The organism is Thermoanaerobacterium thermosulfurigenes, from assembly GCF_051201035.1.
GTDB classification, from domain to species: domain Bacteria; phylum Bacillota; class Thermoanaerobacteria; order Thermoanaerobacterales; family Thermoanaerobacteraceae; genus Thermoanaerobacterium; species Thermoanaerobacterium thermosulfurigenes.
On sequence record NZ_JBPODR010000008.1, the window covers coordinates 53,561 to 66,749 of the forward strand.

The 13,189-nt window shown below is 37.1% G+C and carries 13 protein-coding genes, 1 tRNA gene, 1 riboswitch and 1 other annotated feature (1 of these 16 only partly in view); of the genes, 11 read left to right on the top strand and 3 right to left on the bottom strand.

Annotated elements, in window-relative coordinates:
* Window positions 1-2: 2 nt before the first annotated feature.
* Window positions 3-165: riboswitch (M-box (ykoK) riboswitch) on the top strand.
* Window positions 166-334: 169 nt separating this feature from the next.
* From HNR52_RS04670 to HNR52_RS04695, 6 genes are all read left to right on the top strand, one after another.
* Entirely contained in the window at window positions 335-1,585 is a 1,251-nt protein-coding gene (locus HNR52_RS04670) for a magnesium transporter (RefSeq protein ID WP_435619817.1), read from the top strand.
* A 6-nt stretch (window positions 1,586-1,591) separates the two neighbouring features.
* Complete coding sequence (locus tag HNR52_RS04675) at window positions 1,592-2,827, top strand: Nramp family divalent metal transporter (RefSeq protein WP_435619818.1); 1,236 nt, start codon at window positions 1,592-1,594, stop codon at window positions 2,825-2,827.
* Between the two features lie 125 nt (window positions 2,828-2,952).
* Window positions 2,953-3,627, top strand: a complete 675-nt coding sequence (locus HNR52_RS04680) for a response regulator transcription factor (RefSeq protein ID WP_013789097.1) — start codon at window positions 2,953-2,955, stop codon at window positions 3,625-3,627.
* Window positions 3,627-4,994 carry a sensor histidine kinase gene (locus HNR52_RS04685; RefSeq protein WP_435619819.1) on the top strand — a complete coding sequence of 456 codons (1,368 nt, stop codon included), beginning with the start codon at window positions 3,627-3,629 and terminating at the stop codon, window positions 4,992-4,994. Before HNR52_RS04680 ends, HNR52_RS04685 begins: the two co-directional genes overlap by 1 nt.
* Window positions 4,995-5,073: 79 nt before the next feature.
* Window positions 5,074-5,244: a XapX domain-containing protein gene (locus tag HNR52_RS04690; RefSeq protein WP_014757462.1), complete on the top strand. Its 171-nt coding sequence runs from the start codon at window positions 5,074-5,076 to the stop codon at window positions 5,242-5,244.
* A gap of 52 nt (window positions 5,245-5,296) precedes the next feature.
* A complete protein-coding gene (locus tag HNR52_RS04695) occupies window positions 5,297-6,541 on the top strand; it encodes a methyl-accepting chemotaxis protein (protein ID WP_435619820.1) in 1,245 nt (414 codons plus the stop codon).
* On the opposite strand, the gene HNR52_RS04700 is transcribed toward HNR52_RS04695, so the two are convergent.
* Complete coding sequence (locus tag HNR52_RS04700; protein ID WP_013789093.1) at window positions 6,528-6,944, bottom strand: threonine/serine exporter family protein; 417 nt, start codon at window positions 6,942-6,944, stop codon at window positions 6,528-6,530. The two genes, HNR52_RS04695 and HNR52_RS04700, sit on opposite strands and share 14 nt — an antisense overlap.
* Window positions 6,941-7,708, bottom strand: a complete 768-nt coding sequence (locus HNR52_RS04705) for a threonine/serine exporter family protein (RefSeq protein WP_013789092.1) — start codon at window positions 7,706-7,708, stop codon at window positions 6,941-6,943. The genes HNR52_RS04700 and HNR52_RS04705 overlap by 4 nt, the downstream gene beginning before the upstream one ends.
* 273 nt (window positions 7,709-7,981) lie before the next feature.
* Here HNR52_RS04705 and HNR52_RS04710 point away from each other — a divergent pair, with 273 nt between their 5' ends.
* The 5 genes from HNR52_RS04710 to HNR52_RS04730 all read left to right on the top strand — a co-directional run bounded on the left by HNR52_RS04710 (window position 7,982) and on the right by HNR52_RS04730 (window position 12,003).
* Window positions 7,982-9,364 (top strand): NAD(P)/FAD-dependent oxidoreductase, encoded by a 1,383-nt coding sequence (locus HNR52_RS04710; RefSeq protein WP_435619821.1) that lies wholly within the window; start codon window positions 7,982-7,984, stop codon window positions 9,362-9,364.
* Window positions 9,365-9,380: 16 nt separating this feature from the next.
* A complete protein-coding gene (locus HNR52_RS04715) occupies window positions 9,381-10,667 on the top strand; it encodes an adenylosuccinate synthase (RefSeq protein ID WP_435619822.1) in 1,287 nt (428 codons plus the stop codon).
* Between the two features lie 87 nt (window positions 10,668-10,754).
* Window positions 10,755-10,827: transfer RNA gene (locus HNR52_RS04720), tRNA-Thr, on the top strand.
* 214 nt (window positions 10,828-11,041) lie between these two features.
* Window positions 11,042-11,257 carry a YgaP family membrane protein gene (locus tag HNR52_RS04725; RefSeq protein WP_435619823.1) on the top strand — a complete coding sequence of 72 codons (216 nt, stop codon included), beginning with the start codon at window positions 11,042-11,044 and terminating at the stop codon, window positions 11,255-11,257.
* A gap of 74 nt (window positions 11,258-11,331) precedes the next feature.
* Window positions 11,332-12,003: a hypothetical protein gene (locus tag HNR52_RS04730; protein WP_435619824.1), complete on the top strand. Its 672-nt coding sequence runs from the start codon at window positions 11,332-11,334 to the stop codon at window positions 12,001-12,003.
* A 63-nt stretch (window positions 12,004-12,066) separates the two neighbouring features.
* Here the strand turns inward: HNR52_RS04730 and HNR52_RS04735 are convergent, their stop codons facing one another.
* Complete coding sequence (locus HNR52_RS04735; RefSeq protein WP_435619825.1) at window positions 12,067-13,119, bottom strand: DUF1646 family protein; 1,053 nt, start codon at window positions 13,117-13,119, stop codon at window positions 12,067-12,069.
* Between the two features lie 68 nt (window positions 13,120-13,187).
* Window positions 13,188-13,189: a sequence feature (sodium ion sensor (DUF1646 type); this cis-regulatory element may regulate processes involved in with the transportation of sodium ions), on the bottom strand (it continues 51 nt past the right edge of the window).

The following is a 13,189-nucleotide window of genomic DNA, read 5'->3' on the forward strand; positions in this document are numbered from 1 at the left end:
TGAATAAAGTTCGTTAAGTGAGGCTCCTATGCGGATACATGCTGATGCCCGGAAACATCGAGAGATGCCAATGGGTCAACAGATTCTACCGTTACAAGGTTTAATCTAATTCAGCCGGTACTACCTATGCCGCATAGTGCTAAAACCCAACGAGTGTGTTGAGATTAGAGCCTTTTACGTTTTGTAAAAGGCTTAAATTTTTTAAAGGCAGGTGGTAATGATGGACTCTGGCCCTTATAGTCATAAGCGAATAAAATTTAATAATTCAAAAAAGAATATGAGGGAGGAGTCTATCTTACCTTAAAACTCCTCCCTTAGAAAAGGAGGTAGTGAAATGCCAATTTTAAGCCTTTATTTAAGCAGGATTTTAGGCAATAAGATATTGCTTAAAAACGGTGAGATCTTAGGTAAGCTTAAGGATATTGGAGTTTCAACGGCGTTGACGCATCCGATTGCAATATCCATGTTGGTAAAGACGAAGTCTGGCGTCAAAGAGTACAAGTGGGAGAACATAAAGATAACGAAAAAATTTGGGCAGTACGAACTTATGTGCACTAATCCAGTAGAGGCACATAACCTTAAAGATATTTTGTACTTGTCGAAAAATGTCTTAGATAAGCAGATTATCGACGTAAATGGAAGAAAAGTAGTAAGAGTCAATGACATAAGGTTGGCGCTTTTAGATAAAGGCTTGTTTGCGATTGCTGTCGATATAGGCATTGAAGGCATATTGAGACGACTTGGCTTTGCAAAGCCTTTAAAGAAGATTTTAAAGAGATTTGGTAAAACAATATCCAGTAAATTTATACTTTGGGAAGATATAGAGACGATTACTCGCTCAAGAGAAAACATAATGTTGTCAAAGACGTATCATAAATTGGCAACACTTCACCCTTCTGACCTTGCGGACATCATAGAAGATCTGGATTTAAAGGCCGGTATAGATATATTTTCCAGTTTAGAGCATGGAAGAGCTGCAGATGTGCTGGAAGAAATGGAGACAGATACTCAAAGAAGCATATTAAACGAGCTGCCTGTTTCTAAAGCTGCGGACATCTTGGAAGAAATGCCTGCAGATGAAGTTGCAGACATACTTGACGATCTGAATGAAGAAAAAGTGGAAGAGCTCTTAAATGAGATGGAGAACAATGCGTCGTTGGAAGTCAGGGAGCTGATGGAGTACCCTGAGTACGCTGTTGGTAGCTTGATGACGACTGACTTTGTGGCATTTGAAAATACGCTTTCCGTTGAGGAGGCAATACGGGAGCTTAGGCTTTTAAAACCAGACGAAGATATCATTTATTACATCTATATAGTTGATGAGTCAAACAGGCTTTTAGGTGCGGTTACACTTAGAGATTTGGTGATTTCAGAGCCTAACACCCTATTAAATGAAATTATGAATAAAGACATCATCTATGCTCGTGATATGGATTCAATAAAATCCCTCATAAAGACAGTGACGAAGTACAATTTGGTAGCGATTCCTGTTGTAGATGAAGATATGAAGCTATTAGGCACTGTCCTTATAAATGATATAATATACGAACTTATGAGAAGTGGAAAGACATTTGCAAGGAGGTAGTGGGAAGTGACAAAGAGGAAAACTTTTTTGACTAATTTATTGATATTTTTGTCAATTTTGGGGCCTGGTATAATCACAGGAAGTGTCGACAATGATGCAGGTGGCATAACCACGTATTCTGTGGCAGGTGCTACCTATGGATATAAACTGCTTTGGACATTGATACCGTCATTTATCGTCTTAATCGTCATTCAGGAGATGAACGCCAGGATGGGCGTCGTGACAGGAAAAGGGTTGGCAGATCTTATAAGGGAAAACTTCGGCGTAAGAGTGACGTTCTTCATCTTTCTCGGACTGCTTATTGCAGATATTGGAAATACTGCTACGGAGTTTGCCGGTGTGGCAGGCAGCATGGAAATCTTCGGCATAAGCAAGTATATAATGGTACCATTGGCTGCTTTAGCGGTATGGCTTTTGATCGTTAAAGGTAATTATACTGTAGCGGAAAAAGTGTTTTTGATATTTAGCGTTTTTTTGTTGTCATACGTAATATCAGCCATTCTGTCACATCCAGATTGGAAAGCTATAGGTGAGTCCATCATAAAACCTACAATGTCATTTAAGACAGATTATTTAAGCATGGTAATAGGACTTGTAGGTACTACGATAGCTCCTTGGATGCAATTTTACATGCAATCATCTGTTATAGAAAAAGGTATAAAGATAGATGATTATAAGTACACAATTTGGGATGTTGTGATAGGCTGTATTGCAACAGTCGCTGTAGCTTTTTTCATAATAGTTGCTTGTGCATCGACTCTCAATGTGAATGGCATAAAAATAAATGAGGCAAAGGATGCAGCCATGGCTTTAAGGCCGTTGGCTGGTGAGCTGGCATCAGGTGTATTCGCATTTGGGCTTTTTATAGCATCTATCTTTTCCGCTGCCATACTTCCAGTGGCGACGTCATTTTACATCTGTGAAGCATTTGGCTTTGAAGCAGGCATAGACAAAAGGCTTGATGAAGCGCCAGAATTTTATACGCTTTTTACAGCCATAATTATAATAGCCGTTGCGATTATATTGATTCCACATGCGCCGCTTATTACAATCACTATATGGACGCAGGTTTTAAATGGAATCTTGTTGCCAGTGGTTTTGATTTCCATGATGCTGCTTGTAAACAATAAAGAGATAATGGGGAAATACGTAAATAGCCCAGTGAAAAATTTAATAGGATGGACTACCACAATAGTATTGATATCATTGACTGCCATCCTCATGGTTTTTTCATTTGTTTAAAATATAAGATAAGCAAAGAAGGCGGGAAACCGCCTTTTATTTTTTGCCACAATATGATTAAAATATATAGTATACGATATTGTTTTTGATATCTTATGATGTTAAATTAGATGTGAGGTGGTAATATGCCAGAACTTATATATATAGTAGACGATGATAAAAATATAAGAGATCTCATGGTTAAGTACGTCGAAAAGGAAGGATATACTGTAAAATCATTTGAAAATGCTGAAGCGGTTTTAGATAACTTTGAAAAAGACAAGCCTGACATGCTTATATTGGATATAATGATGCCAGGCATGGATGGATATGAGCTTTGCAGACAGATAAGGAAAAAAAGCGACGTGCCGATAATAATCGTTTCAGCGAGAGATGAAGATTTGGACAAAATATTGGGATTGGAATTAGGCTCAGATGATTACATTGCAAAGCCATTTTCACCGCGAGAGCTTATAGCGAGGATGAAATCTGTATTTAGAAGGGTTAAAATGCCTAAGAGAAACGATGAGATAAGGATAAAGGATATCGTCATTGTGCCTGATGAGAGGAAAGTAATATACAATGGCGAAGAAATAGGATTTACTTCTATGGAATTTGAGCTTATACAATTTTTGGCCCAAAATGCCAATAAAGCTTTCACAAGAGAACAGCTTTTAGAGAAAGTGTGGAAGTACGACTCTTTCACTGAGACGAGGGCTGTTGACGACATGGTGAAACGGATAAGGAAAAAACTGCAAAGTTATGGGTGTGAATTTAACATATCGACTATTTGGGGATATGGGTATAAGGTGGAATCGTGATGTCTATCAGGTTTAAACTTATAATTTCATATATGATGCTGGTATTCATCTCTTTCTCTATAATAGGTGTATTTTTTAATCTGATGATAAGGGATTTTTTGATAAATGAAGCCAGGCAAAACCTCATAAGGCAAGGAACTGTCATTCAGCGGCTTTACAATGGAAGGATAAGCACTCCAGAGGCGCTGCAATCCATAAGGTACATGCCTAAGTTTTGGGTGGGAGGAAGGATTTTGGATGGCGACCTTATAGTTGTCGATTTAAACGGCGATATTGTGTATTCATCAAGGCAAAATCCCTTCGGCGGAGGGAATAGGATAGAATACGCAATACTTGACAAAATAACAAAAGAAGGCTCCTACAACAGCATAAAGATTGGAAACACAGATGTGGTAGCTGCAGTTTTTCCAATAATAAGCAACTTAAACGGAAAAGTCATCGGCTCTATCGTCATGTACACGCTTGTAAAAGGCATAAAGATAGCATCCCTTCAGATAGTAGGTGTCTTGCTAAAGGGTATTTTGCTTTCTGGCATTGTATCATTGATAATAGGCTACTTTCTTTCAAAGTCAATCTCTGCCCCTATTGCAAAGCTTACAGAAGTGGTAGAGAAAATAAAGGATAAGAAGTTTGGAGAGAAGGTAAACATAAAGTCAGATGGGGAGATAAAACTTTTGGCAGATGCCTTTAATGAAATGTCTGTGGAGCTTAGGAATTATTACACATCTCAGAGGCGGTTTTTGCAAAATGCTTCACATGAGCTAAAGACTCCACTTATGTCTATACAAGGTTATGCAGAAGGCATAAAAGATGGTGTCATAGAAAAAGACGATATACCAAAATCACTTGATATAATCATAGATGAAAGCAAAAGGCTGAGAGATATAGTAAACGACTTGATGTACCTTACAAAAATCGAAACAAATCAAGAAGGCATAAAAAAGCACAAAGAGTATTTAAAGGACATTTTTGAAGAATGTATAGAAAAGATAATGCCTCAGCTAAACAAGAAAAACATAAAAATAAGTTTAAGTGGCGACGATGTAAATGTAAAATGCGACAGAACAAAGCTTATGCAGGCTTTTATGAATATATTAAGCAATGGCGTAAGGTATGCAAAGACGTCTATTGATATAGAAATAAAGAAGATAAAGGATTATGTGGAGGTAAAGATAAAAAACGACGGAAGGAAGTTTACTGAAGAAGAGCTAAAAAACATGTTTGAGAGATTTTATAAAGGTGATGAAGGTGAGACAGGCTTAGGACTGGCTATAACTAAAGCTATAATCGAATGGCATGAAGGCACCATAGAAGCATTCAATACAGATGGTGGCGTATGCTTTTTAATAAAACTAAATGTTGTGTAGGTAAATAATTTTTGTGGTATAATATAAAAGCTCTAAAGTTTGTAAGAGTAATGTCGATAATTCTAAGTGAGGTGTTAAATTGAAAGCGTCGATTTTAGCATTATTTACGGGTTTTTTGGTAGGTGTGATTTTCTCATTTTTAAAGCTGCCATTGCCTGCGCCAAACGTTCTTCCAGGTATTGCAGGAATCGTAGGCATATACTTAGGTGGTCAGCTATTTGTCTATCTGATGAGGCTTTTAGGTAGATAGCCTAAAAAGCTCTTCAAAGTAGGGGAAACAATATAAGTTAGGGGGTATATGGATGAGAAGTGTATTTTGGAGACTGATGCTTTCTTTTATAGTTGTAGCGCTTATTCCTCTTGCAGGAACATATCACTACGTATTGGATGACAAAAGTGCCGGTGTGTTTATTTTTGTAGCTGCAGCGTCGTTTTTATTATCAATATTATTTTCAATATACATATCTTTTACGATTACAAGACCTATAGCAAGACTTAAAGAGGGGTTTAAAAAGCTTTCAGACGGCAATTTCAATGCCAATGTTGCAAAAGGCCGCAATGATGAGATTGGCTCTTTGATAGAAAGCTACAATCAGATGGTGGATAAGGTTAAAGGCATAATCAAAAATGTCACTGAATTTGCAAAGAGTGCAGAAGCTACAGTAAGCAAGTTTACAGAGTCAATAGAGGAAGCAAACAATACATTTACTCAGATAGCCAAAGCAGTAGAAGAAATAGCACAAGGTTCTTCTGAACAGGCGAAAGATGCTTCAAATGCAGCAGAAATGGCTCAAAAGATGGGTCAAAACATAGACGAATCTGCAAATTACTTTAAAGCTGTTGAAGAGTCTACAAACAATGCCAATAGAATAAGTCAAAACGGCATAGAGACCATAAAGTCACTTAAGGACAAGACGGCAGAGACGAAAAACTCCATCGATAGTGTCGTGACAGAAATAAATGAATTGCAGTCTAACTCAAGGCAGATAGAGAAGATCATAGAAGTAATTACAGGTATATCCGATCAGACAAACTTGCTGGCTTTGAATGCAGCCATTGAGGCCGCAAGAGCTGGTGAAGCAGGCAAAGGATTTGCAGTTGTTGCTGAAGAAGTGAGAAACTTAGCTGAACAGTCAAGAGAAGCTGCGGCTGAGATAGCAAAGATAATAAGCACTATAAAACAAAAGACAGATGCTACAGTGCAGCAAGCAAGCGCTGTTAAAGAAATAGCAGATGAGCAATCAGATCAAGTTGAAACTACAGCACAAGCGTTTAACGAAATAAAGTCCTCTATCGATACAATAACGAAAAATACGCGAGTCTTGAATGATGCTGTAGTAGGTCTTACTGAGTACAAAAATGAAATAATATCTTCTATTGAAAACATATCTGCGGTTTCAGAGGAAACTGCTGCATCGACAGAAGAAGTATCAGCATCAACAGAGGAGCAGTCTAAGTTCATACAAGACATAAAGGATAATCTTGAGGGCTTATTATCCACTGTAAGAGAGCTTGATAAGGAGCTTTCAAAGATTACCGTCTCATAATCCTGGAAAATGAGATCACAAACATAAGTCCGGCGGCTATTGCCAAAGCGATGCCGATGGTTTGCAGGCCTAAATCAAAGGCCTGTTTATTATTGCCCTGGATTATGGCAAGGACAGTCTTGTAGGAATACGCACCAGGAACAAGAGGTATTATGCCTGGAATGACAAATATGGTGGTGGGGTACTTCTTCTTTTGAGCGAATATTTCCCCCATTATGCCTATAAAAAGCGATGCTATAAATGTAGCGGCGATGATGGAAGGATATATCTTCATGACAAGTAGGTAACCTGCCCATCCCACTGCACCTGAAAGTCCCGATACTACAATGGCATCAAGTGGCACATTGAATAAAAATGCAAATCCTGCTGTTGCTAAAAATCCAAAGAAAATCTGCTGTATCATAATTTGCCTCCAATCACGTACCAAATATTTAGAACGAATCCTACTCCAGCAGCTATACTTATGGCAGACATTCCGGCTTCAACGCCTCTTGACACGGCTGAAACCAAGTCACCCCATATAGCATCTCTGACTGCATTCGTTATGGCTACCCCCGGAAGCAATGTGACGATTGACCCTATTATTATGCCATTTAAAGTGCCTATTGCAAAGTGAGAAAATGCTAAACCTAATAATGCGGCAAAAGCACCGCCTATGATGTTTATTATGAATGTAGAAAGGCGCAGCCCTTCAAAATACGTTACAATACACTGAAGCATTGTAGCTGTTATGAACGTAGGAATGAAATCCCTTATGGTGCTGCCTAAAAGCATACCAGATGATGCTGCAGCAACGCCTGCAAAGAAAACTCTCAATAAATAGCTGTATTTGCCTTTTGACCTAATTTTTATAAGTTCATCTGTGTATTTTGAAAAGTCGAGTGTATCTAAACTTTCTTTGCTAAATCTTCTGGACAAATCGTTGACAAGAGCGACTTTGTTTAAGTCGCTATCCCTCTGTTTGACTCTTGTTATCGTTGTTTCTATTTTTCCGTTGTTTTCAATAGAAGCAAAGATTCCTGTAGGGGTTACAAATGTCTCTACTCTCTCAACTTTATTATTAAGCATCCTTTCTATGGTGTCTTCACTTCTATACGTTTCACCGCCGTTTTCAAGTATTGTTTTTCCGGCTATTACAGCGAATTTTAGGAGATCTTCATGGTTCAATTGTCCACATTCCTTTCATATCTGAAATCACAAGACTATTATATATTATTTTAAGCTATAAAAAAATGATGAATTTGGCTTTATTCTATTAACGGGGAAAAGTTTCTGAGATTTTATCAATATTTTGCCGAAAAATCAAAATAAAAACCGGCAAAAAACGAACATTATAAAAAAAATAATGATTATAATTCGTAAATTTAGTTGATTAAAATTAGAATATCTGATAATATACTAAAGGGGATGTTGTTATACTATCAAAAAGGAGTGTTCAAAATGAAATCATATGATGTAATAATAGTAGGAGGCGGTCCGGCAGGACTTTTTACATCCCTGGAATTGGTGAAAGAAAATAGTGGACTTAGTATATTGCTTTTAGAAAAAGGCAGGAACATAAGAGGTAGACTTTGTCCCATAAGCCAGTATGGCTCTAAGTGTGCAAACTGCAAACCATGCTCTATAACTTGTGGCATAGGTGGTGCAGGTGCATTTAGCGATGGAAAGCTGACTTTGACATCTGATTATGGTGGAGTATTGGATGAATATATACCAAAAGGTGAGTTAAATGAGCTTATAAAGTATGTGGATGATATTTACGTAAACTTTGGAGGCACGAAAGAAGTACATGGCACTGATAAAGCTAAAATAAGGGAGATAGAAAAAAGAGCTGCTGCGGCAGACTTGAAGTTAATCCCTGCTGTCATAAAGCATTTAGGGACTGAAAAGTGCTACGACATAATAAAAAATATAGAAGATTACTTGATGGATAAAATAGAGATAAAGACTAAAAAGATGGTCAAAGAAATATTGACAGACGGCGGCAAGGCGTGTGGCGTCGTCACAGAGGATGGCGAAAAGTACTACTCAAAGTATGTGGTAGTAGTGCCTGGAAGGGAAGGAGCAGACTGGTTTAAAAAGGAATCTGAGAGATTGTCGTTGGAGACTAAAAACAATGCAGTTGATGTTGGTGTGAGAGTAGAGATTCCTGCTGTTGTGATGGAGGATATAACCGATGTCGTCTATGAGTCAAAGTTTATATACTACTCCAAATCATTTGATGACAGGGTCAGGACGTTTTGCATGAATCCATATGGAAAAGTAGTAGTAGAAAACAACGATGGCCTAAAAACCGTAAATGGACACAGCTATAAAGACATAAAGACAGACAATACAAACTTTGCAATATTGGTAAGCAAGGAATTTACGGAGCCTTTTAAAGAACCTATAGCTTACGGAAAGTACATCGCATCCCTTGCAAATATGCTGGGAGATGGTGTAATCGTGCAAAGACTTGGAGATCTTTTGTCGGGGAGAAGGTCAACTCCGGAAAGGCTTAAAAGAGGGCTTGTAGAACCTACTCTTAAAGATGCTACGCCTGGAGATCTAAGTCTCGTATTGCCTTATAGATTCCTCCAGTCTATAGTGGAAATGCTTAAGGCTCTCGACAAAGTGTCGCCAGGGATATATTCGAAACATACGCTTTTATACGGTGTGGAAGTTAAGTTTTATTCTTCAAGGGTGAAACTTACAAATAAATTTGAGACTCAGATAGAAAATTTGTTTGCTGCCGGTGACGGTGCAGGCATAACAAGAGGACTTGCACAAGCATCTGTGTCAGGTATCGTTGTGGCGAGGGAAATTTTAAATAGAGTAAAGTAGAGAAAGGGGCAAAATAATGTCAACGCTTGTAATAGTAGGCTCACAGTGGGGAGACGAAGGAAAAGGAAAAATAACAGATTATCTTGCTGAAAAGGCTGATGTGGTCGTAAGGTATCAAGGTGGAAACAATGCAGGGCACACAGTTTTAAAGGATGGTGTTGAGTATAAACTTCACTTAATACCTTCTGGCATTTTGTACCCTGACAAGATCTGCATTATAGGAAATGGCGTCGTTTTAAATCCTGGTTCTTTGATTTCTGAGATGAATGAGCTGAAAAATCAAGGAGTAGATGTAAAAAACCTCAAAATCAGTGATAGAGCACATATAGTCCTTCCGTACCACATTAAACTTGATGAATTAGAAGAAACTTCAAAAGGCGAGAACGACATTGGCACAACAAAAAGAGGAATTGGACCATGTTACATGGATAAATCGGAGAGAATAGGGATAAGAGCTTGTGATCTTGTAGATCAAGAAGTGTTTAGGGAAAAATTGATGATAAATCTCAGAAAGAAAAATGATATATTTACAAGGATATACGGTGCATCTGAAATGAGCTTCGAAGAAATATACGAAGAATACATTGAATACGCAAAAATACTTAAACCGTACATTGTAGATACGACTTCATTGCTGTACGATTTAATAAAAGAAGGCAAAAAAGTATTATTTGAAGGTGCGCAAGGAACGCTTCTTGATATAGATTTAGGAACATATCCTTATGTGACAGCATCACACCCCATATCTGGTGGAGTAACAGTTGGAGCAGGAGTTGGCCCAACAATGATAGATGATGTAGTTGGTGTTGTTAAAGCATATACGACGAGGGTTGGAAAAGGACCATTTCCAACAGAGCTTTTGGATGAAGAAGGTGAACTTCTAAGAGAAAAAGGGCATGAATATGGTACAACGACAGGAAGACCGAGAAGATGCGGATGGCTTGACATTGTCATCGTAAATTATGCCATAAGGTTATCTGGAATAAGGTCGTTTGCGCTTACTAAGCTTGATACTCTCACTGGATTTGAAAAGATAAAGATATGCGTAGGATATAAGTTAAATGGAAGGATAATAAACACATTTCCAGCCAGCCTGAAAGATTTAGCTATTTGTGAGCCTGTATACGAAGAATTGGATGGATGGACTGAAGACATCACAAATGTAGAAAGATTTGAGGACTTGCCTCAAAACGCAAAGAAATATGTAGAAAGAATAGAAGAATTGACAGGGATAAATGCTTCTATAATATCTGTAGGACCCGGAAGGGAGAAGACGATAATAAGAGAGGAACTGATGAAATAACCATCAGTTTCTCGCAAAAATTTCTCAAAAAAGTGTTGACAGAGTGAAACTTAACCGGTATAATATATAACTGTCAGGGCGATAAATGCTGGCGTAGCTCAATCGGCAGAGCAGCTGACTTGTAATCAGCAGGTTGAAGGTTCGATTCCTTTCGCCAGCTCTCATTTTAAGAGGATTTCAGGGTATCGAGATTTGATCGATACCCTTTTTTGTATGCAAAACTGGAAAATCTTAATTTTAGGATTTTAAAGTATCGATAAAAATCAATACTTTTTACGTCTAAAATTAATTATAAAAGTGCAAGCAATTTATTTGTTTTTTTCTAATATTTGGATTATAATTATAATTAGATAAAGAAGAAAGGAGGTGTTAGCATGAAATCCAATGTAGGCAGTGTTGACAAAATAGTCAGATATGTAATCGGAATAATTCTTTTACTCTTGTTATTTATCTTAAAAGGCAATGCCAGATACTGGGGACTCCTTGGACTAATACCTATACTTACGGCTGCATTTGGTTTTTGCCCTTTATACAAAATTTTCGGTTTCAGCACTGCAAAGAAGGAAGACAAGTCAGAAAAGAAAAACTAATATGCTGTATAAAATTGAGAGTGAGCGCAATACTCACCCTCAATTTTTTATAAATTTACCAAAAAGGTGATACAATGGATAAAATCCGTTTAGAACGATTTGATTCTTATGGATATGCTCGCTATATATGCACATCATGTTATCACTGCGAAAGCAAAATGGGTATAAGTTATTGCAGCATTAAGATGAGAGGATGCTGTTCATATTTTCCGAAGTTTGAGCTTGTTGATATTCATAGAATGGTAAAATCAACTGAAGGCCTTAATGTGCTAAACAGGATAATTGATAATCCAGGAACAGTAGTGTATAGTTATTACATTCACGCAAAAGGGTATTTTGACAAGGAAGGATATGAAAAGTATATAAAGACAAACGCTGATGACAGTGGAATAAAAGACAAGACGATATTTTTTAGAGCTTGTCCCTTTGTTAAAAGCGGTTTTGGCTGTACACTTCCTCCTGTTTATCGTAACTATGTTTGCAATTTTTTCATCTGTGACGAGGTTATGAGCAAGGTTACTGATGATGAAATTAAAGAGCAATATGTAAGGGAGAGGGAAAGATTTGTAAAATGGGCTGAATGGGAGAATAGATCGCTGGAGACAATTTTATCTGAGCGCCATATAAATTTGAGAAACAACTTGGAGGAATGTATAAAAGTTTTACAAGATGTGCCTCTTACAATTTTCGAATTTCCACAATTAAAAGAGCTTAGTGTATTTGACACAGGCGAAAAAGAAGCGTGATAAACGATAAGAAAAAGGTATGCTTGACTTTAGCATACCTTTTTTGGTGAATATTAGAAACAGCTAAATGAAAACAAATATATAGCAAACAACCAAAACGGCCATGGAAATAGGAATTCCTATTTTGGCCCACTCTTTGCTTTTTATTTCCAGCTTCCCTGCTGATATAATATTTGGTATATTTCCGGGTATCAACATGCCCCCGCTTATTAAAAGTCCCATTAGAATAGCGCGGATGTGCTCAGGATCCATTGCTGGGCTTATTTCCGCTGCTGCTAATGTGGCATTGTCTAGTACTGCTGAAATCATGTTTACCCAGTATAAAAGCCGAACGTTCATGTGCATTACATAGTTGTCAACCAACGGCTTAAATCCTGCACTTAAAAGCTCTAAAGCCAGCAAAAATATGAAGATTTTTATTGAACGGATGACGATAAACTTAATATTTTCTATTTGTCTAATTTCTATTTCTTCTTCTTTAAAATATTCTTCCTCTTTTTTTGGTTTCGCATTATTTGTAAATCTATTTACGTAAAAAGCACCTAAAATACCCATTACAAAAATTGTAGGTACAATGTAAATGCCAATCGTTCTTAGAAGGTAGAAGAAATCTTTTTTTAAAGCAGAGATTACCAATGTGGATAAAGGCTCTCCTACAGGTGTCAATGCCGCTCCTAAGCCAATCGAAAGGCATGCGATTACAGTGATGACGACTTTGTCTTTGTGATGTATTGGCAAGATGTGGACTATTTCAACTAAAACTAATGAAGCAACAATCGCAGTTATAATACTTGATGTAAGTCCTAATACGACTATTAACATAAAAACAAAAATTTTAAGCGATATGTGTTTTAAAATTGACTTTACTAATTCTTTAATTTTATTTTTAAAAGTTTCAAATAGAAAACCACTTATAAAGACGGCAGCCGTTATAATGTACAAAAGATGGTTTTTTAATATATGTGATAAAAGATCAAGTGACATTGCACCTGATACGGTAACTGCGATGATGCCCATAGCAAATAGAAAATACTCAATATTATCTTCTATTACCTTTACAAAAAATGGTACTGTCAGTATTATTAATAGTATTGCAAACAAAATAGCGTTAATCATGTAAATCACCTTTCTTTATTTTGTCCATTAATAAAAAATAAAAAGGCAGAAAACCCATCATGACGATGAG